We start from the raw sequence: 25,295 nt of genomic DNA, 5'->3' as shown, positions 1-25,295 counted from the left end.
ACCCCGCGTCGCCGGCCGCCACCGCGAGCCGCACCGCGTCCACGGCGGGCAGCCGGTTGCCGAGCATCCGGCAGCCGTCCAGCGCACGCCACGCCCGCACCGCCGTCCGCGCCGCCGCGTCCCCCTCGCCCCCGGCCTCCAGTAGCAGGGCCTCGATCCACAGCGCCCAGCCCCGGCCGGTCGCGAACTCGGGGGCGTCCGGCCCGTCCAGCACCTGCCGCGTCTCCGCCGCCATCCGCCCGGCCGTCCGGAGGTCGTCGCGGGCCAGCGCGATCCGCCCGATCACGGTCTCGGCGAAGAACAGCCAGCGGGTGCCGATCTCCTCGTCCAGGACGAGCCCGGACTCCGCCTGCGACAGGGCCGACTCCCAGTCGCCGAAATGGAAGCCGCCGAGCGCCCGCACGCCCGGGAAGTACGGCCGGAACGTCAGCGCGCCGACCTCCTCCACCAGCGCGTGGCCGCGCTGCAGCACGCGCTCGGCCTCGGCGGGGCGGTCGGCGTCCAGCAGCACGAACCCGACCGGGACGTGCGGGAACAGGAACGCCCCCGGCGCCGGACGCGAATGGCCGACGGCCGCGAGCCCCCGCTCGCCCAGCTCCAGCGCGTCCCGCAGGTCGCCCGCCGCGGCCAGCGCGAGGCTCAGCGTGGTCAGCGCGGCGCCGAGCGCCTGCTCGTACTCGCGGCCCCGGGCCCTCTCCCGGACGTCCTCCGCGCGGCGCCGCCCGGCCCCCACGTCCCCGGCGTAGATGAGCGCGTACGCGGCCCGCGCGTCGAACAGCGCCCGCAGTGGACCCGCGGGCAGCAGCCCGGCGATGGACTCGAAGGCGCGCGCGGCCTCCGCCCAGCGGCCCTGCCGTGACAGCGCGCGGGCCTGGCCGCTGCGCAGCCTGATCTCGTCCTCCGCGGCGAGGCGCCCCTCCGGGATGGCCGCCGCGACCTCCCGCGCCTCCGCGAACCGGCCTTCGAGGGCCAGCAGCGGCACCAGGTCGGCGCGCACCGCGGCGGCGCGCTCCTCGTCCATGCCCGCCAGTTCCAGGCCCCGCTCCAGGTGCCGGACCGCCATCCCCACCGAGTAGGCGGAGACCTCCTCGGCGGCCCTGCGCAGCCAGGCCACGGCCTGCGGGTCGCCCGGCTCGGCGCCCTCCGCCAGATGCGCGGCGACCTGCGCGGTGGGACTCCCCGCCGAGGCGAGCGCCTGCCCGGCCTCGTGGTGCAGCCTGCGCCGGATCGCCGACGGCAGGCTCTCGTACAGCGCCTCCCGCATCATCGGATGGCGGAACGCGAGCGCGTCCCCGCGCTCCCCGATCAGCCCGTGCGCCACGGCGTCGTTGAGCTGCGGCAGCAGCCCCGCCAGCGGCCTGCCCAGCACGGCGGCCAGCTCGCCCGGCGCGAACGACGCCCCGAGCACCGACGCCACCTGCAGCAGCTCCGCCGTCGCCCTCGGCAGGTGCCCGAAGCGCCGCACGAGGATCTCCCGCAGCCCCGGCGGCAGCGGCCCGTCGGCGACGTCCGCGACACCGTCCCGCACCGTCAGGGACGCCTCGTGCTGGAGGGCGCGCAGGAGCTGGACGGCGAACAGGGGATTGCCGCCCGCGGCGGCCAGCCGCCGCCGCAGCGCCGCCGACGGCCGCGCCCCGAGCAGCCGTTCGCCCAGCGCCCCCACCGCCTCCTCGCCGAGGCCGTCCAGCCTGAGGACGTCCGCGCCCCGCGAGGTCACCCGGTCCAGCAGGGCCGCCAGCTCCGGGCTCCGCGGGTACCCCCGGAAGGTGCCGACGAGCAGCAGCGGCAGCGCGCCGAGATGCCGGACGACGGCGTCGAACGCCCGGAGCGTCTCCCGATCGGCCCAGTGCAGGTCCTCCAGGGCGAACACCACGGGCCCGCGCGCGGCGAGCCGCTCCAGCCCGGCCAGCAGCCCCTCGATCACCTGCAGGCCCCGCAGCCCCTTCTCCGCCGGCGCGCCGGCCGGCGAGAGCAGCCCCTCATCGTCCAGCGCGGCGGCGAGCGTGCCGAACGGCCGGCTCCCGCCCATCGCGTCGGCCGTCCCCGACAGCGTCCGCGCCCCCTGCCGTCCCGCCCGGTCGAGCAGCGCCTCCAGCAGATGCGTCTTGCCGATCCCGGGCTCACCCTCGATGAAGACGATCTGCCGAGCGCCCTCGGCGCTGCGCCCCAGTAACTCGATCAGCCTGCCGAACTCGGCATCGCGTCCGATGAGCGAAGGCTCCTGCACGGCCACCTCTTAGCAACCCACCACAAACCGAACTCCAGTCGGAGTGATCGTGCCCGGCTTCCCCTGCCCGCGAGCCCTCCTGGCCGATCCCGGACGGAAGGCGCGAAGGGCTGCCGGCGGGCGTTACCGCAGTGCAATGCCGCCGGACGTTTCCGCGGGCGCCGTTGAGAAAGATCTCTGCGTGTTTCGTCGCTTTCGCCGGGTCGGCGGCGGGGGCACGGGCGCGAGGAGGACCGAATGGGCATGCGGGACGTCTGGGGCCGGATGGGCAGGCGCCGCCGGCTGCGCCGGGTCGCCAGGGAGGTCTTCGGCTGGCCGGACCTGCGCCCCGGCCAGGGCGAGGCGATGGAGCACCTGCTGCGGGGCCGCGACGTCCTGCTGGTCATGCCGACCGGCGGCGGCAAGTCGGCCGTCTACCAGGTCCCCGCCCAGCTGCTCCCCGGGCCGACGGTCGTGATCTCGCCCCTGATCGCCCTGCAGCGGGACCAGATGCTCGCGCTGACCGGCCGCGACGCCGGCGGCGCCGTGATGGTCAACTCCGCCCAGTCCGACGGGGCGAGCGAGGACGCCATGGACCAGATCCGGGCGGGCCGGGCGGAGTACATCTTCCTGTCGCCCGAGCAGCTCGCCAAGCCGTCGGTCGTGGAACGGCTCGCCGCCGTGCGCCCCTCGCTGATAGCCGTCGACGAGGCGCACTGCGTCTCCACGTGGGGCCACGACTTCCGGCCGGACTACCAGCGGCTCGGCCGGGTGATCGAGCGTCTCGGCCACCCCCCGGTGATCGCGCTGACCGCGACCGCCTCGCCGCCGGTCCGCGACGACGTCCTCGCGACGCTCGGGCTGGCGGAGGCGCAGCAGATCGTCCGCGGCTTCGACCGTCCCAACCTGTCCCTGGAGGTACGGCGGTTCCACGAGGAGGCGGACAAGAGGAAGGCACTGGTCGAGGACGCCGCCGGACGAAAGGGACTGGGCCTCGTCTACGTCGCCACCCGGCGGGACGCCGAGTCCTACGGCGAGGAACTGACCGCGGCGGGCCTGCGCGCGGCTTCCTACCACGCCGGGATGAAGGCGGCGGACCGCCACCGGGTGCACGAGGCGTTCCAGGGCGACGAGCTCGACGTCGTGGTGGCCACCTCGGCGTTCGGCATGGGAATCGACAAGCCCGACGTCCGCTACGTGCTGCACTCCGCTCCGCCCGAGTCCCCGGAGTCGTACTACCAGGAGATCGGCCGCGCCGGCCGGGACGGGGAGCCCGCTGCGGCCGTCCTGTACTACCGGTCGCAGGACCTCGGGCTGCGCCGCTTCTTCGCCGCGGGCAAGCCCGACGAGGAGAAGCTGCTCCAGACCGCGACGCTCCTCCAGACCCACGGCGGCACCGTCCCGGCAAGCGAGATGCGCACCACCCTGGGCGTCGGCGCATCCAAGCTCACCAGCCTGGTCAACCTGTTGGAACAGACCGGAGCCGTGGAGACGACCGGCCGCGGAAACCTGCGATACGCCCAGCAGGGCCCGCCGCCCGAAGAGGCCGTGGCACGTGCCGTGGAACTCGACGAGAACCGCCGCCGCGTCGACGACTCACGCATCGACATGATGCGCGCCTACGCGGAGACGACAGACTGCCGCCGCCGCTTCCTCCTGGAATACCTGGGCGAACCCCACCCAGGCTCATGCGGAACCTGCGACATCTGCCAAACCGGGGCGACCGCCACTCCGGACCGTCCCAACGAAACGTCCACCACACCGGATCAAACCGACGACGCCCCATTTCCCCTACACGCCGAGGTGCAGCACGCCGCATGGGGCACCGGAACGGTAATGCGGGTGGAACCCGACCGCATCACCGTCCTCTTCGAAGAGGCCGGCTACCGCACCCTGTCCCTAGAGGCGATCGAACGCGACAACAACCTCCTAACCCTCCACCCCGACACAACCCGACGCGGACGAGCCCGCCAACGCAAACCCCGAAACAAGGCCGCCGCAGGCACCAAGAAATCCACCACCGGCGTCTCCTAGGGTTCGTGCAGAGGGCGCCGGATGAACGCGGCGGTGTGGGCTTACGTGCGATGGTTCGTACCCAAGCGGATCGGCGCTCAGGTGGAGGGGCATGAGGCCGAGAGAGTCGGTGGCGGCGGCCGCGTTCGGCGCGTTGCTGGATCGTTCGGTGGCGCGGATCGAGGCGGTGGCCGCCGACGGCCGGATGTTCGACCGGGAAGCGGTCCACTGGACGTCTGACGTGTGGGACAACAACACCTTCGCGCTGTTCCGTGTTGCGGTGGCCCGGGCCCGGTGGCGCCGCGAGCGGCGGGCGCGGGTCGCGCTGGCCTGGATGGCCGACTTCGGAGCGGAACGGCGGGCGTGGATGGTGCAGGAGGCCGGTTCTGCCGGGCACCGGCTGGAGCCGCTGCTGCCGACGCGGGGACCGTGGGCCGTGCCCGGCCGGGATTACCGGGGAGTGGTGATGCCGCGGAGTGTGCCGCTGACCGAGGACTTGGCGGCGGGGCTGGCCGCCGACTATGACCTGACCGGCGCGCAGGTGCGGACCTTTCAGGTGGAGCGGGCCGGCGACAGGTTGGTCGGATTCGTGGAGGTGGTGGCCGGACGCCGGTTCCCCATCGGGTCCGATGACGCCGGACCGGCTGAACTGGAGATGTGGTTGGACGATGTGACCGAGGCGCGTTTCGATTCCGCTGACAGGTCACCGGTCACCGTGGGCGCAGGGCCTGATGGGATCGTTGTCGGCCTTGGCGGTGACGGTGTCATCCGTGCGAAGAGCGGGTCGGTGTACTGCGACGACTCGTACTGGCACCTGTCGGGCGCCGGGCTGACCGCCGACCGCAGGACTCCGCCCCTTCGCGGGCGCCCTACGTGGCCCGATCCGTTGCGGCGGCCGGAGCGGTTGGACGGTGCGGTGCTGGCGGCGGCGACGCTGCTGCGCGGGGTGATGTGGGACATCCGCACGGTGCGGTACGCCCACCGGGTCGGGGAGGTGCCGATCGCGCCGTTGTGCCGGGCGTTCGCCGGGGCGGGCACGCAGATCCTGGCGGCGGGCCGCCGCCGCGGCGCTCGACGCCGCGAGGAGGCGTTTCGCCGGCTGGTCGAGGAGTGGCTTGACCGGGCAGGCCCTGCACTTCACCACCGGCTCTGGCGATGGCTGCGGCGGGCCGCCGACGAGCCGCACATCGGTGAGAGCACCCGGTCGTGGCTCGCGGCCCTGGCACCGCAAGAGCCGCGGTCTTCGAGGCAGGAGAGCAGGCCTGGTCTTGAGCCGCCCTCGCAGGCGGAACTGCGGTTGGCCTCCTACACCGCGGCCCGCACCCGGTACGACCAGCAGCGAGAGGCATCCACCATTCTCAACCTGGCCGTGCCGCCCCACACTGAAGCCGCCCGGGACGAACCCTGGAAGTTGCGCACGCTGAAGATCGGCAACACTGGCCGGTTCCGCCTCCACACCACCGCCTTCGACGGCCCCCACCGCCCCCAAACGATCATCGACCAGGACGTGGTGAGCTCCTTCGCCCTGCCCGACGACGCCCTCACCGTACGACGCGCGCATCCTGGGCCGCCTGCAACGTGAGGGGGAGCCGTCGGTGCGGCGGAGGTCGGCTTGCGGGTTACGTGGGGGCTTGCCATAGGTGGATGGTGCCGTTCTCGCCGGCGGTGGCGAGGGTTCGGCCGTCCGGGCTGAAGCACACGCTGAAGACGGCGCCGCCATGCCCGGTGAGTGCGGGGCCCAGCTGCCGGTGGCGGGTCACGTCCCAGAGCCGTACGGTCCCTCCCGAGCCTCCGGCGGCGAGGATGCGGCCGTTCGGGCTGAACACCGTCGTGTTGCAGCGGCCGTCGCACTGGAACGGAGTGCCCTTCTGCTGGGTCCGGGCCACGTCCCACAGGCGGACGGTCTCACCGCCCGCCGTTGCCAGCGTCTGCCCGTCGGGGCTGAACGCCACGTCCTCTACCCAGGAGTCGTGGCCGGACAGGTTCTCGCTGAGCTTCTTGCGGTCGTAGACCTCCCACACTTGCGCCACACCGCGAGTGTTCCCGGTCTTGGGGTCCTGCTCGGTGCCGGTCGTGCCGATGGCCAGCATCCGGCTGTCCGGGGCGAACGCCAGGGCCTGCACGTTGCCTGCGTCGGTCCCCAGGAGCGGGCCCACCTTCCCGTCGTCCAGGTCCCACAGCCGCACGGACTGGTCCGTGTTGCTGGTGGCCAGGACGCGGTCGTCCGGGCTCAGGGCCAGGGACGTCAGGGGCCCGAGATCGATGTCGAGGTCGCCCGGCTCGCCCTTGCCCGACACCGGGAAGAGGCGGAGGCGGCCGTCGTCGCCCGCGGTGTACAGGGTGCTGCCGCCGTGGCTCATCGCCAGCGCGTTGACGCCGTCGGGGTGGTCGAGGGGCGCGCGGCGCTGTTTCCCGTCCGCGACGTTCCAGAGCCGTACCGTGGCGTCGTCGCTGGCGCTGGCCAGAGTCCGGCCGTCCGGGGTGAAAATCAGGTCGCGCACGGACGCGGTGTGCCCGCGCAGCGATCGGCTGGGCGGCGGGGCCGTGGACCGGTGCGCCGCGGGGTCGCTTCGGGCGGCCGATTCCGACCACGGCGCCACCACCAGGACCGTCGCCACGAGGGCCGCGACCACCAGGGTCGTGGCCACCGCCGCGCACGCCGCCAGGACGCCGCGCCGGGAGCCGAGGGCGGTGGACGGGCCGAAGCGGGGGCGGCGCGTGTAGGCCAGGGTCGCCGGGGGTTCCGAATTGGGCGTCCATCCGATCCAGGCCCGCCGCTCGTCGATCATCCGCTGCACCGCGGGCGGCCACGGCTGCGCGGCCGGGGCGACCGCGCCGAGCATCGCCGCGAGCCGGGCGGGGTCCGGCCGGCGGGCCGGGTCCTTGGCCAGGCACGCCGCGACGGCCGGGCGGAGCCGGTCCGGTACGCCGGACAGATCGGGCTCGGCGTGCACGACGTTGTAGAGCGCCTGCGCCGGGCCGGGCCCGTCGAAGGGCCCGCGGCCGGTGCAGGCGTACACCAGCACCGCCCCCAGCGAGAAGACGTCGCCGGCCGCGGTCGCCGACCCTCCCTCGGCCTGTTCCGGCGACATGTACCCGGGCGTCCCGGCCAGGACGCCGGTCTGCCCGTCGCCGTCGCTCTCGGCCGCCCGCGCGACCCCGAAGTCGATCACCTTCGGGGCGTCGGCGGCCAGCAGCACGTTGGACGGTTTGAGGTCGCGGTGCACCAGCCCGGCCCGGTGGATCTCCACGAGGGCGGCCGTGAGCCCGGCCGCCAGCCGCAGCACCGCCGGCTCCGGCAGCGGCCCGGCCGCCCGGACCGCGTCCCGCAGCGACGGCCCCGGCACGTACACCGACGCCAGCCACGGCGTCGGCGCGTCGGCGTCCGCGTCGAGCACGGCGGCCGTGTACGCGCCGGACACGCTGCGGGTGGCCGCCACCTCGGCGCGGAACCGCTCCCGGAAGCCGGGGGCGCCGGCCAGCCGGGCGTGCATGAGCTTCACCGCCACCGGCCGCCCGTCGGGCGCGGACCCCAGCAGCACCCGGCCCATCCCGCCGCGGCCGAGCTCGCCGAGCATCCGGTAGTGCCCGACCCGCTCCGGGTCGGACGCGGCGAGCGGTCGCATGGTCACCTCGCTCACCGGCGGTTCAGGCGCGGGTGCGGCCGGCGACGTCGTAGAGCCACACCTTCTCGTCGCCGCCGACGGCGAGGACCTTCCCGTCCGGGCTGAACGCCACGGCGGAGGCCTTGCCCGGGAGGTTGATCGGCTTCCCGACCTCCTTGCGCCCGGCGACGTCCCACAGCCGCGCGGTGGAGTCGTTGCCGACGGTGGCCAGCAGCCGTCCGTCCCCGCTGAACGCCATGCCTTGCGGGGCGTGGTCGCTCGCGGGCACGATCTCACCGAGCGGAGCCGTGCGCTGGACGTCCCACAGCCGCACGGTCGTGTCGGCGCCCCCGGTCGCCAGCGTCCGGCCGTCCGGGCTCATATCCGCCTTCGTGATCTGGACGGTGTGCCCGCGCAGGGGCTGCCCGACCACCTCGCGGGAACTCACGTCCAGCACCCGCACCAGATCCCGCTCGGTGAAGGCCAGCAGCTTCCCGTCTCCGCTGAACGCGATGAACGACATGATGTTCGCCTTGTCGAAGGTGAGCCCGCTCACCTCCTTGCGGGAATCGGTGTCCCACACCTTCAGGTGGGAGCCGATGGCCGCCAGCCGGTCCCCGGCGGGACTGAAGGCCACGTCGCTCACCGGGGCCGGATCGTCGCTGAAGTCGAACATGGGGATGCCGAGGGTAGCGCCGACCTGCTGGCGGCTCTGCACGTCCCACACCTTGACGCCGCCGTCCATGCTGGCGGTGAGCAGCAACCGCCCGGCCTTGTCGAACGTGGCCTTGAGGGCCGACTTGGGGGCGATCTTGAGCGGCTGGCCGGACGGCCGCCGGGTCCTGGCGTCCCACAGCCGCACGGTGCCGTCCTCCCCGGCGGTGACGAGGAGAGCACCCGCGCGGTCGAACTCGGCGTGGTGCACGGAACCGGCGTGGCCTTCCAAGACCGCCAGCGGCTTCGCGTCCGTACCGCCGTTCCCGCCGGACACGCTTTTCTTGCCGGACGCCGGCTCGTCGTCACCGCGCAGCGCCCAGGCGGCGGCGCCGCCGAGCGCGGCGAGGCCGAGGGCGCCGCCGCCCGCCATCAGCAGGAACCGCCTCCTGCCCGGCGCCGGCGCGACGGCCGTGGGTGTGGGCGCCGGTGCGGGCGGGACGTGCGGCGGCGGGGCCTGCGGGGCCTGGAGCAGCCAGGCGACCTCGGTACCCTGCCGCGCGATCGTGGCGTGCACCGCGTCCGGCCAGGGTCGCGCGGACGGCGGGACCTCGCCGATCCACCGCAGCAGCTCGGCGGGCGCCGGCCGTGCGGCCGGGTCCTTGGCCAGGCAGGCGGAAACGATCTCGCGGATCCGGTCCGGCAGACCGCCCAGCACGGGATCGGCGTGGATCACGTTCTGCAGGGTCTGCGGAGTGCTCCGCGCGTGGAACGGGCCCTGGCCGGTGCAGGCGTACACCAGCGTCGAACCCAGGGAGAATACGTCGCTGGCGGTGGTCAGGTCCCGCCCCAGGGCCTGCTCCGGGGACATGAAGCCGGGCGTGCCGACCAGCGCGCCGGTGCGGGTGAGCTGGGTGCCGTCATCGCCCTCGACGGCCCGCGCGATACCGAAGTCGATCACCCGCAGGCCGTCCTCGGTGAGCAGCACGTTGGACGGCTTCAGGTCGCGGTGCACCAGCCCGGCGCGGTGCACCTCGGTCAGCGCGGACGCGAGCCCGGCGGCCAGCCGGAGCGCCGGCCCGGCCGCCAGCGGACCGGCCGCGGCGACGACCTCGTGCAGCGAGGGACCCGGAACGTACACCGACGCCAGCCAGGGCTCGGCCGCCTCGGAGTCGGCGTCGATCACCGCCGCGGTGTAGGCCCCGGCGACCCGGCGGGAGGCGCGGACCTCGCGGCGGAACCGGCCGCGGAACCCGTCGTCGTGCACGAACTGCTCGTCGACCAGCTTGACCGCGGCCAGCCGCCCGTCCGGCCCGCTGCCGAGCAGGACCCGGCCCATGCCTCCGCGGCCGAGCTGGGCGAGCATTCGGTAATGCCCGATCTGGCGGGGATCGGACGCCTCCAGGGGTCTCACGGCACACCTCCTCTGTCAAAAAGACAATAGCGTCTGGTTGATCAGAGCGGAGGCGTCCGCAGCCATCCGTCACCACCCCGCCACGTCCCGCCCCCGCCAGCGGCGAAGCCCGGGTCGCGGCATCCGCTGCGGGTGAGGTCCGTCCACCGCCAACGCGAAACACCGAGTGCGAAAGGAGCGCTTTCCAGTTGACGCGCGATGTGGAAAAGGCGACTGAACGACCATGCGGCGTCCGGACCCGAATGGGATCACGCGCGGGCGGCCAAGGCGCTGGACGCCCTCAAAGAGCCGAAACGATCTCGCCTTGAACGCGCGCAGGGTGACGGGCGCGGCTCGGCCCCATACGACAACAGCGACGACTCCCAGTAAGGAGATCGTCGCTGGTGGTAGCGGGTGCGCCGTCAGGGACTTGAACCCCGAACCCGCGGATTAAGAGTCCGCTGCTCTGCCAATTGAGCTAACGGCGCCTGTCGTACGGGCCTCGGCGGTGGGCCGGGGTCCCTCGCGACAGGAAGAACAGTATCAGGCCCTGCGGACCAGTGCGAATCGGTTTACTCGCGGGCCGGAAGGACGCTCATCATGCCCCGCCACAGGGCGATCGCGGTGGCGCGAGAGCCGACGCCGAGCTTCGCGTAGATCCGGTTGACGTGGTTCTTGACCGTCTTCTCGCTGAGGAAGAGCTGGCGGGCGATCTCGCCGTTGGAGCGGCCGGTGGCGATGAGGTCCATGACCTCGGACTCGCGGGCGGACAGCCCGAGGGTGGTGCGGGACGCGTGGCGGACGCCGCGGACGAGGTCGTGGGCCGTGAACGAACCCGGGACGAGGTGCCCGCAGGCGCCGGCGCGGAGAGCGGCCTCGACGCCGGGCTGGTCGTCGGAGGCGAGCACGAACACCCGCGAGGACGTGCTCAGCGGCAGCGCCTGACCGGCGGCCGCCGTGTCCAGCAGGACGATGTCGGGACGCAGGCGTTCGGCCAGGGAGACCGCCGCGGCGGGATCGGAGGTGTCGGCGACGACCTGGAACTCGTCGCTGCCGTCCAGCACGGAGATCACGTCAGCCCTGCACCGGGCGTCGCCGTCCACCACGAGTACGCGCAGCGGAGCCGTCTCGTCGACACTCATCCGTCGCCCTTGGCGTGTCGTTGACATTTCTAGGGTCGGAGCATAACCACATGATCTTCGAAGGTCGATGAACCGCGCAGATGGAGGCCTTATCGAGACCGTAACAACGGCGGAGCTTGATCGTTTCGGGCGATGGCCCCGCCGATGTCGTCGCGGTCGGCGTCACGGTCGTCGCGGCGCATGTGCCGGACAAGCCGAAGGCTCGTCGCTGCCGCGGCGGTGGCCTGCGGCAGCAGCGTGAGTTCGGCAAGGAGGTGGCAGGCCGTCGGCGCTCCCATCGTCGGATGCTCTGGTCTGGGCTGAAGTCGGGCGGCGTGGCATCGGAGGTCGCCCGGCGAATGGTGACCCCGCGTGGAGGGGGCGACTCTAGACCGAGAAAGCCCTGCTCACCTTCGGACGAGCAGGGCCTTTCGTATTCGTGGGGCAGGAGCGGATCAGGCTGATCCGCTGGTCGAAATCGCCGTCTAAGGATGCAAATATGGTCTGATCGGATCATGGATGGCAAATCCGACCAAGGGGAGCGAGTGTGACGGTCGTAGTCGTCCAGCCTTCGGCTGGCAACCCCGCATCCCGACGCCGGTGGGCCGACACATTGGGGCAGGAAGTCCCGTTCACAGTTCCGGAGCGTGAGGACCACCTCTCTCCGGAACAGCGTCAGGCACTGTTGACGCTCCATCCGTCAGGACGGGCTCGGTTCTGGGGAGCCGGCTCGTTCCAGAACGGCAAGATGAAGGGCGTGCAGTTCGGTGATGTCGTGCTGTTCACCGGCCAGAAGAAGGTCCGTGGGATCGGGGAGGTCGGTGTCCTCTTCGATAACGCGGCATTCGCCGACACTCTCTGGACACCTGGCGAGAAGGGGAGCTGGAACAACGTCTACAGTCTCCTGAGCTTTCAGGCCACGGAGATTCCCTACGAGGAGATCTGGGCACTGCCGGGCTTCAACGCGGGTGACAACTTCATGGGGCTTCGGATACTGGACGACGACAAGGCGGAAGCAGTGCTCCAAGGACTCGGGATCACACCGTCCGTCAGTCTCCAGCAGGACCTTGTGCGGGAGGACGAGGTGGCTCGGGCGCTCGCCCAGGGCACACAAGTGGTGGGCCTGGAAAACGTCCACACCACATGTACCAGCTATCAGACCGCTGGGCGGCGAGTGCTCGTTCAGCGCGCGGAAGCCCTGCTGGTTCGCGAGTACACCACCAGCCTGGAAGGCTGTGAGACCGAAAGGTTGCGGACGCCGGTCGGCATCACTGACATCCACGTCACGGGGCCCGACGGCACAGAGATCATCGAGGCCAAGCGCGGCTCTGGCCACCGGTATGTGCGTGACGCCCTTGGGCAGCTTCTCGACTACGTCGCCCATAGCCCGGAACCGGCCGACAGGCTTTCTGGTCTGTTCCCTGAGAAGCCGGCCGAGGTGTCCGTTGCCCTCCTCCACCGGTACGGGGTGGACTGTCTGTACCGCCAGGGTCCGGGGGTTTTCGAGCGTATCCCCGCGCCGCCGGCGGCCCGTGAGCGCATGGCGAAGATTTGGGCGGGCGGCTGAGTCGGCTCAGGTCAGGATGGGCAGCTCGCGGGCTAGTCGCCTGGCTGTTGACCTGATCTCCGTGAGCTGGGCGTGGAACGCGTTGTGCTTGTTCTGGTCCAGGTTGAGGGGAAGATCAAGCTGGCTGATGAGCTGGGACTCCAGGAGCCAGGGCTCCGGGTGGGGTGTCCAGCACACGAAAGCGTGCTCGGCCATCCAGGCCGTGAGCTGCTGCTCGCCGTGCTTGCCGAACGTCATGCGCTTGCCGCTGCCCACGCGTCGGAGTTCGAGGCCGAGCAGGCAGCCGAGCGTGCGCCGGAGCGTGGACCCCTCAGCGTTGCCGCGGTAGTGGTAGCGGACCCGCGTGCGCAGGTTTTGCCGGCTGCGCCGGGACGTCATCTTGCGCGGCGCGATCCCCACGTACAGCAACTGTCGAGCCGGCAAGGAGGCGAACGGCGCGACGTCGAAGTGCCAGCCGTAGACGCCCGGAGCGGCCGGGACGGGGCTGGGCTTGGCGAGGATCTCGGCGGCCGTCCAGAGCCGATCTGGGGCGGCGAGCAGGGTCGCGAGCGGTTCTTCAGGGGGTGTCACAGCAAGATCACTCCCAACGGGCTCCCAGAATCGGACACCGAGGATTGTCGATCACGGGTCCTGAGACGAGAAAGAGCCCGGTCACCCTTGGTGACCAGGCTCTTTGCCTGGGGTGAGTGAGGGGACTTGAACCCCCGACATCTTGGACCACAACCAAGTGCTCTGCCAGCTGAGCTACACCCACCGTGGCCGGGATCGCTCCCGGCTCCCAGTAGTGTAGCGGCTTCTTCGGGGTGGGTCAGCCGGAGGCGACCTGGGAGGCGATGGCGCGGGCCGTGTCGGAGTCGGGGCCGGGGGGCTGGACGAAGACGGCGGCGCGGTAGTAGCGCAGTTCCTGGATGCTCTCGGTGATGTCGGCCAGGGCGCGGTGGCCGCCCTTCTTCTCGGGGCTGGCGAAGTAGACGCGGGGGTACCAGCGCCGGGCCAGTTCCTTGATCGAGGAGACGTCGACCATGCGGTAGTGCAGGTGGGCGTCGAGGGCCGGCATGTCGCGGGCGAGGAAGGAGCGGTCGGTCGCGATGGAGTTGCCGCACAGGGGGGCCTTCTTGGCGTCCTTCACGTGGCCCCGGATGTACTTGAGGACGGCGTCCTCGGCCTCGGCGAGGGTGACGCCGCCGGGGAGGGCCTCCAGGAGGCCCGACGTGGTGTGCATGTCGCGGACGACCTTGGTCATCTGGGTGATGGACTCCGGCGGCGGTTTGATGACCACGTCGACGCCCTCGTCGAGGATGTTGAGCTCGCTGTCGGTGACCAGTGCGGCTATCTCGATGAGCGCGTCGTCGCGCAGGTCGAGTCCCGTCATCTCGCAGTCGATCCAGACCAGCCGCTCGTTCATGGACTCACCCTACGGCCATGAACGACTGCGCGGGGCATCGCGGGCGATCGATTTAGGAGGTCACGCGCTGGGTGATATGTCCTGGAACGGGGATGCCGGGACGGAGGAGGGGGTCGGGGGCGGGAACGCCGAAGGTCTGGGTGACGGGGACGACGCCGGCCCAGATGTCGAGGGCGTAGTCCTCTTCCTCGTCTCCGGGAGGGCCCTGCCGCACCTTCACGGAGGCCTCGTCCAGGGGGAGCGCCAGGACGGAGACGCCGGCCAGTTCCTTGCGGTTGGGCCGGCGGGCCACGTTCCACTGGCCGGGGGTCAGTTGCTCGGTGATGACGCGGAGGCCGGTCAGCTTCTCTTCGGGGTCGTCGACGAGGCGGGGTGTGCCGTAGACGACGGCGCTGCGGTAGTTGATGGAGTGGTGGAACAGGGAGCGGGCGAGGACGAGGCCGTCGAGGTGGGTGACGGTGACGCAGACGTCCTGGGACGGTCCGGCCCTGAGGCTGCTCGCGCCGGTGGATCCGTGCAGGTAGAGGGTGTCGTCCAGGCGGCCGTAGCCGGTGGGGATGACGCGGGGGGAGCCGTCCACGACGAGGCCGAGGTGGCAGATCAGGCCGTCGTCGAGGATCTCGTACAGGACGGTCCTGTCGGTGCTGGAGCGTTCCGGAAGGCGGCCGAGACGGGTGCGGGCGGTTGAGGAGAGTGGGTTCATGTCCGTTTACGCTAGGAGGCGAGTGGCCTGGCGGGTATGGCCACTTGGCGCGTATAGCGGGTGACCACTTTGTCGATCGATCTGCCTCTGTCCGTGGAGCGGGACGCTCCGGAGCCGATGAGCGCGCAGCTTGTCGCGCAGTTGCGTTCCGCCATGGGGGAGGGACGGCTCGCCGCGGGCGAACGGCTTCCGTCCAGTAGGGCCCTGGCCGGTTTGCTGGGTGTCAGCCGGACGGTCGTGACGGAGGCGTATGAGCAGCTCTACGCGGAGGGCTGGCTGGAAGGGCGCCATGGGTCCGGCACGTACGTGACGGAGGGTGTGGCCGCCTCGCCTATGCCGAGGCCACGGCTGACGATGAAACCGGCGCGGAGGGCGGCGGCCCCTGGCGAGATTGACCTGAGGCCAGGTCTTGCGTGGGTCGGGGCACTGGACACGCCCGCGTGGCGCAGGGCGTGGCGGCTCGCTGCGGGCATGCCGCCGCAGCAGCGTCAGGATCCGCATGGTTCGCTCGGCCTACGGCAGGCCCTGGTCGACTACATCAGGCGTAGTCGTGGTGTGGCCTGTCCTGTGGACGGCCTTCTTGTCACGCGGGGGGCGACGAACGGGCTCGATCTGCTTGCCGCGACCGTCCTTCGTCCTGGTGACCGGGTGGGTGTGGAGGAGCCCGGCTACGGCAGGGCGCGGGCGGTTCTGAGGGGACGGGGCGCGGAGCTCGTTCCGTGTCCTGTGGACGAGCACGGCCTCGTCGTCGATGCTCTGCCCGATGACCTGCGCCTTGTCTATACGACGCCGTCGCACCAGTTCCCGATGGGGGGCGTGCTGCCCGTTCCGCGGAGGCAGGCTCTGCTGGCATGGGCGAGGCGCAACGGGGCGCTCATCGCCGAGGACGACTACGACGGAGAGTTCCGCTACGACGTCGCCCCTCTGCCCGCGCTCTACGGTCTGGACCCGGACGTCGTCGTCTATCTGGGCACGACCGCCAAGATCCTCACTGCGGACATGGGCGTCGGCTGGCTGGGGGGCCGTCCCGACCTGGTGGCGGAGGTGGCGCTCCGGAGGGAGGAGCTGAACGACCGCACCGCCGTGGTGCCGCAGGACGCGCTGAGGCTCCTCCTGGAACGGGGTGACCTGGACAGGTACGTCCGCCGGATGCGCGGGGAGTACGCGCGGCGCCGCGAGGTGGTGGTGCAGGCGCTGGACGGCCTGCCGCTGCGCGGCGACACGGCCGGCCTGCACCTGGTGGTGGACGTCCCGGAGGCGGTGGCCGCGCGGGTCGTGGACGAGGCGGCCCGGCGCGGCGTCGTGGTGGAGACGCTGGACCGCCACCACATGGGCCCCGTGGGCGCGTCCGGGCTCGTGATCGGCTACGGCTCGGCCGCGACCCCGGCCGAGCTGCGCAAGGGGTGCGAGATCGTCCGGACACTCGCCGGGTAGCGCCGTCAGTTGGACAGGGGCCCGACCGGGACGGGCTCCGACGCGGGGTGCAGCGGGCCGGGGCGCGCGGCCGGCGTCTCGCTCGGCGCCGGACGGAGGGCCTCGGGCGTGCGGGGGCGCGGCGTGACCAGCCGGGGGCCGGCGGGGGCGCCGGGGAGGCGGGGCTTGGGGACGGGGGCGACCGGGGTGTCGGGCCCGGTGATGCGCCGGACGTCGATGCCGCCGGGGTCGGGACGGTCCAGCAGCGGCACCTGGGACGCGCCGTAGTGCCCGCCGCGGGCCCAGTCCTTGCGGCTGCGCTGCGCGTGGTACGACTGCGGCGACGGCAGCGGGGGGCCGGCGGGCCAGCGGCGCGCGACGCCCCACGCGTCCAGCCACTGGACGATCGCTTCGACGCCGGTGAGCGGCGAGCCGGTGAACGGCGACCGCGACTGGCCCACCACCATGATCTGCGCGCAGACGCGGCCCTCCCGCCCGAGCGCGCCGCCGAGCAGCCGGGCCGCGCGGGTGATGGGCAGGAGCTGGACGATCTCACCGGTTCCCGGGTGCCACACGAGGTGGGCCGGGCGGTTCTCCTTCAGCAGGTCGGCGGCCACCGAGCGCGCGGAGACGGTGTGCGGGTCGTGCTCCTCGGCGCACCAGACGACGCGGGGAGCACCTCCCCGCAACGCTCCGCCATCGTTCGGTGCCGGCATGCGGCCGGCTCTTGGCAGCCATGCGTCTGCCACGGTGCGTTCCCCCCCAATCGGGCGGTTTGACCCCCGAGTGGTCCCAGTTACTTCTCTTGGTCCGGCGAGACTCGCAGGTACGGCTCGCCGCGTCGTGGCGGGATGACGGCTGACGACGCCTCAACCGGGTTCGATCAGGTGTGGCGGCAGACGGGCACCCCGCGTGTCCGAGCATTCCACCTTGTGTCACCTTTTTCCTCCCGGGAGTTCGGTCGACTTGCTCACCCTGGGGGAAAGAGGGGCTGAGGGTCGCCGCGTTCGCGCAGGTCAGCGTCGACCTCGAAGATCGGATTACACGCGGTCGCAAGTCGGCCGGAAGTGGCCGGGGTCTCACGGACCGGACGGCGGTACGGGGGTGGGGTTCCCAGCCCTGACCGAGCCACGTTCTAATAGGGCGTCATGACCGTTGACGCAGAACTGCCCGCCGGGGTGCCCGGTATCGACGTCCCCCGGCTGGCGGCCTGGCTGGCCCGTGAGCTGCCCGGATCGGGACGGATCAGCGCGATCGACCTGATCGCGGGCGGGCGGTCGAACCTCACGTACGGCATCGCGCTGGACGGGGGCCGCCGCGTCGTGCTGCGCCGGCCGCCGCTCGGCCACGTCCTGCCGACGGCGCACGACATGGGCCGCGAGTACCGCGTGCTGTCGGCGCTCGGCCGCGGGACGGCGGTGCCGGTGCCGACGGCGCTGGCCTTCTGCGACGACGAGGACGTCATCGGCGCCCGCTTCTACCTCATGGACTTCGTCGAGGGACGCGTCCTGCGCACCCGGGAGGACGCCGCCGGCATCACCCCCGAGCAGGCGCGCGGCCTCAGCGACGCGCTGGCCGAGGCGCTCGCCGCGATCCACACGGTCGACGTGCGGGCCGTCGGGTTGGGGGACTTCGGGCGTCCGAGCGGCTACATGGAGCGCCAGCTCAAGCGCTGGGGCAAGCAGTGGGACTCCTCGCAGGAGGCCGTCCGCGCCACGGGCAACGCCCGTGACCTGCCCGAGTACGACCGCCTCGTCGCGCGGCTGGCCGAACGGCTGCCGGCCGACGCCCCGGCCCGCCTGGTGCACGGCGACTTCCGGCTCGACAACGCGCTCGCCCGGCTGGAGCCGCGCCCGGAGATCGCGGCCGTCGTCGACTGGGAGATGTCGACGCTCGGCGACCCGCTGTCCGACCTCGGGCTGACGCTCGTCTACTGGGCCGAGGCGGCCGACGCCGAGCAGCTCCCGGTCGGCGCCACGATCACCTCCGCGCCCGGCTTCCTCACGCGCCGCGAGTTCGCCGGACGGTACGCCGAGCTGACCGGCTTCGACCTCGCCGACCTCGACTTCTACGTCGCGTTCGCGTGCTTCAAGCTCGCGGTGATCCTGGAGGGCATCCACGCCCGCTACCTGCAGAACGCGACGGTCGGCGAGGGCTTCGACCAGATCGGCGGCGGGGTGCCGCTGCTGCTGGACCGCGCCCACCGCACGCTCGACGCGGGCTCGGTCTGGTAGGCGCCCGCCCGGCGGCGGGCCCCCCGCTCAGCAGCGGTAGGTGACCGTCGCCGAGCGGCCGGAGGAGAACATCACCGTGCCGGTCTGCCGCCCCCAGCAGAACCCGGACGCCCGCGAGACCCGCACGCCGCCGCTCTGGCCCGCGTCGAGGTGGCCGGAGCCGCCCGCGCTGACGGGCCCGGACGTGCCGGTCACCTGCCAGTTCACGGAGCCGCCCACGGCGGTGACCGTGACGGTGCAGGAGTCGTTCCTGCCCATGTCGCAGCCGCTCACCGACAGCGTGCCGGGCTTGGGCGGCTTCGGCGCGCTGGTGGTGGGCGGCGCCGGCGGCCTGCTCGATGGCGGCTTCGACGAGGCCTCCGACGCCGACGGCGACGGTGACGGCGACTTCGACGGCGACTTCGACGGGGACGCCGTCGGCGACGTGGGGGACGAGGGGTCGGTCGGTATCGGCTCCGGCGCGGTGGAACCGCCGGGCGGGGTGCTGTCGCCGGGCGTCACGGGACGGGTCGCCGCCGCGTTCTTCCCGTCGTCCCCGCCGCCGAGCCACGCCATGCCGCCGCCGAACAGCACGAGGACGCCGACGCCCACCGCGACGGCGGCGAGCAGCGGCGCGCGCCGCTTGCCGGGCGCGCGGTCGCGGGCGCGCGGGGCGGTCGGCTGGTAGGGCAGCGGCCAGCCGTACTCGTCGAACGGCTCGGTCCAGGCGGCGATGGCGCGGCGGTTCCCGGCGCGGTCCTCGGCGGTCGCGGCGGTCAGCACGTCCAGCCGCAGGTCGGCGGGGATCGCCGCGATCGGCAGCACCGACAGCAGCCGGTCCGGCGGCAGCGGCGGCGTCTCCCGCACCCCGCACACCGGGCAGTTCTCCACGTGCCGGACGAGCGCCGTCGACGTCTGCGGGGACAGCGGCCACGACTCGGTCAGCGCCGCGACGCTCGGGCAGTCCTTCCAGTGGTTCTGCGCGACGAGGGCCGCGTGTAGCGCGGCGGCGAGGTCCTCGCGGGCCTGCTGCGCCAGCGCGAGCGTCTCCTCCAGCGGCATGCCGAAGATGCCGGACAGGTCCACCTCGTCCAGCTCGTGGCGGACCGACAGGTCGATGGCCTCGCGCTGCCGCCCGTTGAGCGCGGCGATCGCGCTGTGCGCGAGCAGCCGGCGCTCCTCGCGGCGGGCGAGCTGCTCGGGCGTCAGCTCGTCCTCGGCCTCCGGGGCCTCCTGCCCGGTGTGCCGGTTCGGGCTGTCGCGGCGCCGCATGCACTCCTTGCGGGCGATCGCGTAGAGCCAGCCGCGCAGCCGCGCCGGCTCGGTGAGCCGGTCCACGTGCTCGCGGGCGGCGATGACGACGTTGCGCAGGGCCCCGGACGCCTCGACGCGGTCGCGCAGCAGGCCGTGGCAGTAGTCGAAGAGGAACGGCGCGTAGGTGTCGTAGACCTCGGTCAGCGCGATGACGTCCCCGGCTCGCAGCGAGTCCGCCAGCCTGAGGTCGTCATTCTGCGCGGCCCCTGGCTCACCGGCCACGGGAACCCTCCCAGTCGAAATCGGTTTCACAGATCTGCCCCCGACGAGCCCCGACGCGCGTCGGCCGACTCAGGTTGCCTGATCTTGCCACCAAGTTGCTGGGATTTCTCCTTTATGAGCGGATTTAAGTGACGAATCCGGTACGCCCCGTGGCCGTATCGCCATGTGGGAGAGGCCTCCCGGCGATGAAAGTGATCTGGGTCACTTCTGCGATCAACTGGTCCGCCGGCCGCCGCCGGGGCCGCCCCCGTCCTCCGGCTGGCACGACAGCGTCACGGTGCGCACGTCCCCGTTGGAGAAGCTGACCGTGCCCGAGCCGCCGGGCGGAGTGCAGGTCCCGCTGACGCGGGCGTAGCCGGACTGGCCGCTGCGCAGCGTGCCGCCGCCGCTGGCGCTCAGACCGCCGGACGCGCCCGTGACCGACCAGGTCACCGTCCCGCCGACGGCCCGCACGAGGATGGTGCAGCTGCCCGGGCCCGGGCCCTCGATGGTGCAGGAGCCGATCGCCAGCCGCCCGGTCCTCGGCTGGGTGCGGGTCGCGGTCGGCTTCGGCGAGCGCGACGGCTCGCGCGTCCTCGTCGGGGTCGGCGTCGGCGACGTGGTCGTCGGCGTCGGGGTGGCGGACCGCGTGGGCGTCGGGGTGTCGGACGGCTCCCGCGACTCGGTCGGGGAGGACGGCGAGACCTCGGGCGCCGACGTCCCGTCCGAGGGGCTCCGCGCGGCCGTCGGCTCGCCGGACGGGCCCGACATCAGGTAGAACGCCGCCGCGACGACCGCGATGACGGCGGCCGCCGCCGCCAGCGCGGCCCACACCCCGCGCCCGCTCCCGCCGCCGGTTCCGGACGGCGCCGCGCGCACGGGCTCCTGCTCGACCATGGAGGGCCAGCCCCAGTCGTCGAACGGCTCGGCTCTGTGCGCGATGGCGGCGAGGTCGGGAGCCAGCGCCGGGTCGGTGGCGGTCGCCATGACGAGCCCGCGCAGGTCGTTCGGCATCATCGCGACCGGCAGCACCTGCAGGAGCCGCGCCGCCGAGACGGCGCGGTCGCGCCGGGGCCCGCAGACGCCGCACGCGTCGATGTGCTGGACGAGCCTGTGCACGGCCGGCGGCGGCAGCGGCCATCCGGCGCCGTCGACGATCTCCGCGGCCTCGCGGCAGTCGCCGCGTCCCGCGCGGGCGATGTAGGCGGCGGAGAGGGAGTCGTCCAGGCGGGCGCGGGCCTCGGCGGTCAGCCCCGCGGCCTGCTGCGCGTCCATGCCGAGGACGCCGCCGATCTCCCCGGCGTCCAGGCCGTGCCGCAGCAGCAGGTCGAGCGACTCGCGCTCGCGTCCGCGCAGGCCGGACAGGGCCGCGTGGACGAGCCGCCGGGCCTCCTGGCGCCGGGCGAGCTCCGCGTCGTCCAGGAAGCCGTCCTCGACCTCGGGTGCCTCGCGGCGCTGCGCGGGACGGTCCGGGTCGCGCAGCCGCCGCATGCACTCGTTGCGGACGAGCGCGTACAGCCAGCCGCGGAAGCTCTCGGGCTCGCGGAGGACGGACACGTGCGCGTAGGCGGCGATGAGCGCGTCGTGGAGCGCGCCGGCCGCCTGGTCCTGGTCGCGCAGCAGTGCGTGGCAGTAGTCGTACAGGCGGGCCGCGTAACGGTCCATGACCTGGATGAGGGCGCTCGGATCGCCTGCCGCCAGCGTCCGCGCCAGGCGCTCGTCGTCAGCGCGGTCGAGACTGGGCCAACCGGACACGAAGTCCTCCCGCGGGCTTGCTCGGAATCCTCGTCCGGGACGTCAGGGACGCCGGGGACGAGGCTGGAAAATCTCAGAGGGAGCGGTGCGCTCTCCCGGCCCCGGTTCGGTCGTCCGACCGGCGGCCGCCTCCCGGTCACGGGCCAGGGAGGGGAAGAGGTCGGAGGCCCGACGGCCCCGCTCCCCGTCGGGCCTCCACATAGATTGACGGCCGAATCCGGCGCCCGGTTGACATGGAATTCAGGGAAAAATCAAGAACTACCTGGCGCATCCGGAAGATCACCGATTGGTGGTCACTGGATCCGGCGGGACAGCATCTTCAGGAAGATCTTGGAGATCTCGCCGGGCGTCATGGCGATCTGCACGTTGCCGTTCGTCGCCGTGGCGATCTGCTCCAGCTCGCCCCGGTCCACGCCCTTGCCGAACCCGATCATGTTCACCTGGATCGGCTTGTTCGGGTCCTGCATGTCCTTGAGCTGCTTCAGCGTCTCCTGCAGCGACGGGCCGTCCGGGTCGTCGTTCTTCCCGTCGGTGAGCAGCAGGATCGAGTTGCCGAACTCCGGCTTGTAGGAGTCGTTCATGCTCTTGTACGCGGCCAGCATCGTCCGGTACAGGCCGGTGTCGCCGTCCGGCTTCGGCTTCATCTGGTTGAGCGTGGACAGCACGAGGCCGCGCCGCGTGTTGGACCCGATCCGATCGCCCAGGGCGCCGACCGGCACCGTCTCCTTGTAGGGGGTCTTGCCGTCCATGTTCGTCGAGAACAGCCACTGGCCGAGCTCGGTGTCGTTGGACATCATGCTGAGCCCGCCCTGCGAGACCTGCGCGATGGCCTGGAGGCGGTTGACGTTCGGCCCGACCTTCTCGGCCATCGAGCCGGACACGTCGATCAGCGTCAGCATCCGCAGGCCGAGCGACAGCTTCGACCACGCCTGCATGACCTTCGCGACGTCCTCGCTCTTGGGCGCGGGCAGCTGCCGCGGCCGGGCGGGGCTGACGCCGGCCGCCTCGCCGAACCCGGGCGGAGCCTTGCCGTCCGTCGCCCGGAAGCCGGCGTCGAGGACGTCCCTGCGGGTCGCCTCGGTCCGCATCGCCTGTTCGAGCAGGCGGGCGGCCTTGCGCTGGGAGTCGCCCTTGGCGGTGACGGTGAACGGGTAGTCCATCGACAGCGTGCCCTCGATCGGGTACAGCGCGACCGCGGGCTCGGCGGGCCTGCTCCGGTTGTAGGAGTAGAGGGCCTGCTCCGACGACAGCGAGATCGGCTGCTTGCCGGTGCGGTCCTTGCGGAAGTGCTCGAACTCCGCCTTGACGTTCGGGACGGTGCTCTCCCGGACGGTCCGCACGATGCCGGTGAAGATCGAGTCCCGGTTCGGGTCGTTCGCCAGCAGCGTGCTCGTGACCATCAGGGAGCCCATGCCCGCGGCGTTGCGCATCGGGTCGGGCACGACGAGCCGCACCGACCCCGCCGGGATCATCTGGTTCTTGGTGACGGCGCCGCCCGCGACGCCGCCCGCGGCCTTCAGCAGGTTGTCCCACGACGGGCTGGCGGTGATGCCCTGCTTCTTCAGCTCCACCGCGAGCGTCCGCGGCAGCCCGACCACGATCGGGCTCGTCGCGAGGGAGGTCTTGGTGGACACGACGCCGCTCTTGTCGCCGTTGTCGCCCTCGGTCCGCGCCAGCGAGATCCAGAGGGACGAGTCGGGGATCCACACGTCCGGCCGGTCGTTCGCCACGGCCTGCCCGGACAGCAGCGTCGTCACCGAGAAGGGCTCGGTCCTCTTCACGGTCGCCCTGACGCACTTGCCGTCGACCTTGTGCTTGCCGTCGTTGAACCGTCCGGCGGCCTTCTCCACCACGGGCGCGATGTCGGGCGCGACCGCCACGGACAGGTCCATCGCGCCGTCGCCGGAGCAGCCGCCGCCGCTCTCGGCGAACGCGTAGACGCCCACGCCGAGCAGCAGCGCCAGGCCCACGGCGCCGGCCATGGGCCCGATCAGCGCGGTCGCGCTGCGTTTGCGCCTGCGGCGCCCGTACTCGTAGCCGCCCGACCCGCCGCCGTAGCCGCCCGAACCGCCGGAACCGCCCGAACCACCGGATCCGCCGCCGTAGCCGCCGGAGTCACCCGAGCCGCCGGAGCCGCCGAAGAATCCGGTCTGGCCGCCGTCCGACCCGCCGATGGCGTCGTACTCGCTGTAACCCGTCCCGGCCAGCGGCGAGGACGCCGGGGCAGGGCCCTGCGGCGACGCGGTCCTCGGCTCCTCCCCGTACCGGCCCTGGCCGTAGACCGGCTGCTCGGAGGACTGCCGGGGCGTGAACCACTCGGGCGTCTCGCCGGGCGCGCCCGGCGCCGTGCCGGGCGGGGCGCCCTGCGGGCCCGCCGGGGGCTGGGCGAGCGGCGGGCCCTGGCCCTCCCGCCCTCCGAACCAGTCGGACGACCCGTCATTGGCCGGCCCGAAGACGGGAGTGGACGGGTCGTACCCGCCTTCACCCGTCCCTCCGGGGAAGTCATTGCGATGACGTCCGCTCACGGCTGCCCTCGATTCACCTGAAACCGGCCGATGTTCCCCGGCACTGTAGTAGTACGCCCCAGAGGTTACAAAGGACTCAAAACTGCTAATGACGCAGGTCATGAGCGTGAGCCCGGACGAACCTGGCGGCGCGCACGGCCGCCGCGCCCAGCGATCGGAGGGGTACGAGCGTACGCGAATCCCTCTCTAGAACCTGATTCAGTCCCCTTCCGCGGCCGGATCCGGCCGCCGCGCAGCCGGGGCACCGCCCGCCCGGCGGCAGACTTGGGGAATGGCCAGCCTGATCCCCGTCTCCGACCCCGCCGACCCGCGCCTCGCGGACTACGTCCGCCTCCGCGACGTCAACCTCCGCAAGAGCCTGGAGGCCGAGCACGGCCTGTTCGTCGCCGAGGGCGAGAAGGTGATCCGCCGCGCGGTCGGCGCCGGATACCCCGTCCGGTCGCTGCTGATGGCACGGCGCTGGGCCGAACCGCTGGCCGACCTGCTGGACGGCGTGGACGCCCCCGCCTACCTGGTCGACGACGCCACCATGGAGTCCCTCACGGGCTTCCAGGTGCACCGCGGCGCCCTGGCCTCGCTGGAGCGCCTTCCCCTGCCGTCCGTCGACGCCGTCCTCGCCCCGGCCCGCCGCGCCGCCGTCCCCGAGGAGGTCGTCGACCGCGCCGACGTCCCCGCGCCGCACGCTCGGCCGCCGCGGCGCGTCCTCGTCCTGGAGGATCTCGTCGACCACGCGAACGTGGGCTCCATCTTCAGGTGCGCCGCCGCCCTGGGCATCGACGCGGTCGTCCTGTCGCCGAGGTGCGCCGATCCCCTCTACCGCCGGGCGGTGAAGGTGTCCATGGGCGCGGTCTTCGCGATCCCCTACGCCCGCATGGCCAACTGGCACGACGACCTCGGCAGGCTGCGCGCCGCCGGCTTCACCCTGCTGGCCCTGACCCCCGACCAGACCGCCACGCCCATAGAGAAGGCGTCCATGGGCGACCGCGTGGCCCTGTTGCTCGGTTCGGAGGGCGACGGCCTCTCGTCCCACTGGCTGGACGAGGCCGACGAGCCGGTGTGCATCCCCATGAGCGGGGACGCCATGTCCGCGGGCGTCGACTCCCTGAACGTCACCGCGGCCGCCGCGATCGCCTGCCACACCCTGATGCGGTAGCGGGGCCGTCCGAAGGCCGGAAAAGGGTGCGGCCCTCCTGCGCTTCCAGCGCAG

At 72.6% G+C, this 25,295-nt stretch carries 17 protein-coding genes and 2 tRNA genes; 6 read left to right on the top strand and 13 right to left on the bottom strand.

Annotated elements, in window-relative coordinates:
- A partial coding sequence (locus tag ABWI04_RS09975; RefSeq protein ID WP_353832160.1) for an ATP-binding protein occupies nt 1-2,227 on the bottom strand: 2,227 nt, incomplete at its 3' end.
- 237 nt (nt 2,228-2,464) lie between these two features.
- On the opposite strand from ABWI04_RS09975, the gene ABWI04_RS09970 reads away from it, so the two are divergent.
- Together ABWI04_RS09970 and ABWI04_RS09965 are read left to right on the top strand one after the other, a co-directional pair.
- Nucleotides 2,465-4,240, top strand: coding sequence for a RecQ family ATP-dependent DNA helicase (locus tag ABWI04_RS09970; RefSeq protein WP_353832159.1), 1,776 nt, complete (start codon nt 2,465-2,467; stop codon nt 4,238-4,240).
- A gap of 109 nt (nt 4,241-4,349) precedes the next feature.
- Nucleotides 4,350-5,801, top strand: a complete 1,452-nt coding sequence (locus tag ABWI04_RS09965; RefSeq protein ID WP_353832158.1) for a hypothetical protein — start codon at nt 4,350-4,352, stop codon at nt 5,799-5,801.
- A gap of 37 nt (nt 5,802-5,838) precedes the next feature.
- On the opposite strand, the gene ABWI04_RS09960 is transcribed toward ABWI04_RS09965, so the two are convergent.
- The 4 genes from ABWI04_RS09960 to ABWI04_RS09945 form a co-directional block, all read right to left on the bottom strand.
- Complete coding sequence (locus ABWI04_RS09960; protein WP_353832162.1) at nt 5,839-7,845, bottom strand: WD40 repeat domain-containing serine/threonine protein kinase; 2,007 nt, start codon at nt 7,843-7,845, stop codon at nt 5,839-5,841.
- A gap of 22 nt (nt 7,846-7,867) precedes the next feature.
- Nucleotides 7,868-9,892 carry a WD40 repeat domain-containing serine/threonine protein kinase gene (locus ABWI04_RS09955; RefSeq protein WP_353832157.1) on the bottom strand — a complete coding sequence of 675 codons (2,025 nt, stop codon included), beginning with the start codon at nt 9,890-9,892 and terminating at the stop codon, nt 7,868-7,870.
- A gap of 394 nt (nt 9,893-10,286) precedes the next feature.
- A tRNA-Lys gene (locus ABWI04_RS09950) sits at nt 10,287-10,359 on the bottom strand.
- Nucleotides 10,360-10,443: 84 nt separating this feature from the next.
- Nucleotides 10,444-11,013: a response regulator transcription factor gene (locus ABWI04_RS09945; protein WP_345179604.1), complete on the bottom strand. Its 570-nt coding sequence runs from the start codon at nt 11,011-11,013 to the stop codon at nt 10,444-10,446.
- A gap of 526 nt (nt 11,014-11,539) precedes the next feature.
- Between ABWI04_RS09945 and ABWI04_RS09940 the strand changes: the two genes are divergently transcribed.
- Nucleotides 11,540-12,559, top strand: coding sequence for a hypothetical protein (locus tag ABWI04_RS09940; RefSeq protein WP_353832156.1), 1,020 nt, complete (start codon nt 11,540-11,542; stop codon nt 12,557-12,559).
- A 6-nt stretch (nt 12,560-12,565) separates the two neighbouring features.
- Here the strand turns inward: ABWI04_RS09940 and ABWI04_RS09935 are convergent, their stop codons facing one another.
- The 4 genes from ABWI04_RS09935 to ABWI04_RS09920 all read right to left on the bottom strand — a co-directional run bounded on the left by ABWI04_RS09935 (nt 12,566) and on the right by ABWI04_RS09920 (nt 14,667).
- Entirely contained in the window at nt 12,566-13,129 is a 564-nt protein-coding gene (locus tag ABWI04_RS09935) for a GIY-YIG nuclease family protein (protein ID WP_353832155.1), read from the bottom strand.
- Between the two features lie 108 nt (nt 13,130-13,237).
- A tRNA-His gene (locus ABWI04_RS09930) sits at nt 13,238-13,313 on the bottom strand.
- 54 nt (nt 13,314-13,367) lie between these two features.
- A complete protein-coding gene (gene orn, locus ABWI04_RS09925; RefSeq protein ID WP_353832153.1) occupies nt 13,368-13,964 on the bottom strand; it encodes an oligoribonuclease in 597 nt (198 codons plus the stop codon).
- Between the two features lie 52 nt (nt 13,965-14,016).
- Nucleotides 14,017-14,667 carry a pyridoxamine 5'-phosphate oxidase family protein gene (locus ABWI04_RS09920; RefSeq protein ID WP_353832151.1) on the bottom strand — a complete coding sequence of 217 codons (651 nt, stop codon included), beginning with the start codon at nt 14,665-14,667 and terminating at the stop codon, nt 14,017-14,019.
- Nucleotides 14,668-14,784: 117 nt separating this feature from the next.
- Between ABWI04_RS09920 and pdxR the strand changes: the two genes are divergently transcribed.
- A complete protein-coding gene (gene pdxR, locus ABWI04_RS09915) occupies nt 14,785-16,101 on the top strand; it encodes a MocR-like pyridoxine biosynthesis transcription factor PdxR (protein WP_353832150.1) in 1,317 nt (438 codons plus the stop codon).
- A gap of 5 nt (nt 16,102-16,106) precedes the next feature.
- Here pdxR and ABWI04_RS09910 read toward each other — a convergent pair whose 3' ends face one another.
- Entirely contained in the window at nt 16,107-16,796 is a 690-nt protein-coding gene (locus ABWI04_RS09910) for a hypothetical protein (protein WP_345179598.1), read from the bottom strand.
- Nucleotides 16,797-17,228: 432 nt separating this feature from the next.
- On the opposite strand from ABWI04_RS09910, the gene ABWI04_RS09905 reads away from it, so the two are divergent.
- Nucleotides 17,229-18,314: a phosphotransferase family protein gene (locus ABWI04_RS09905; protein WP_353832149.1), complete on the top strand. Its 1,086-nt coding sequence runs from the start codon at nt 17,229-17,231 to the stop codon at nt 18,312-18,314.
- 27 nt (nt 18,315-18,341) lie between these two features.
- Here the strand turns inward: ABWI04_RS09905 and ABWI04_RS09900 are convergent, their stop codons facing one another.
- The 3 genes from ABWI04_RS09900 to ABWI04_RS09890 form a co-directional block, all read right to left on the bottom strand.
- The gene (locus ABWI04_RS09900; protein WP_353832148.1) at nt 18,342-19,829 is read right to left on the bottom strand and encodes an RNA polymerase sigma factor; all 1,488 of its coding nucleotides are present in this window, start codon (nt 19,827-19,829) and stop codon (nt 18,342-18,344) included.
- 213 nt (nt 19,830-20,042) lie between these two features.
- Nucleotides 20,043-21,563 carry an RNA polymerase sigma factor gene (locus tag ABWI04_RS09895; protein ID WP_353832147.1) on the bottom strand — a complete coding sequence of 507 codons (1,521 nt, stop codon included), beginning with the start codon at nt 21,561-21,563 and terminating at the stop codon, nt 20,043-20,045.
- A 293-nt stretch (nt 21,564-21,856) separates the two neighbouring features.
- A complete protein-coding gene (locus tag ABWI04_RS09890) occupies nt 21,857-24,088 on the bottom strand; it encodes a substrate-binding domain-containing protein (protein ID WP_353832146.1) in 2,232 nt (743 codons plus the stop codon).
- Between the two features lie 271 nt (nt 24,089-24,359).
- Between ABWI04_RS09890 and ABWI04_RS09885 the strand changes: the two genes are divergently transcribed.
- Entirely contained in the window at nt 24,360-25,241 is an 882-nt protein-coding gene (locus ABWI04_RS09885; RefSeq protein ID WP_345179591.1) for a TrmH family RNA methyltransferase, read from the top strand.
- Nucleotides 25,242-25,295 lie beyond the last annotated feature (54 nt).

Origin of the sequence: Actinomadura sp. NPDC000929, from assembly GCF_040492065.1 — a bacterium.
GTDB lineage: Bacteria > Actinomycetota > Actinomycetes > Streptosporangiales > Streptosporangiaceae > Spirillospora > Spirillospora verrucosospora.
This window is presented reverse-complemented; position numbering and strand designations above follow the sequence as displayed.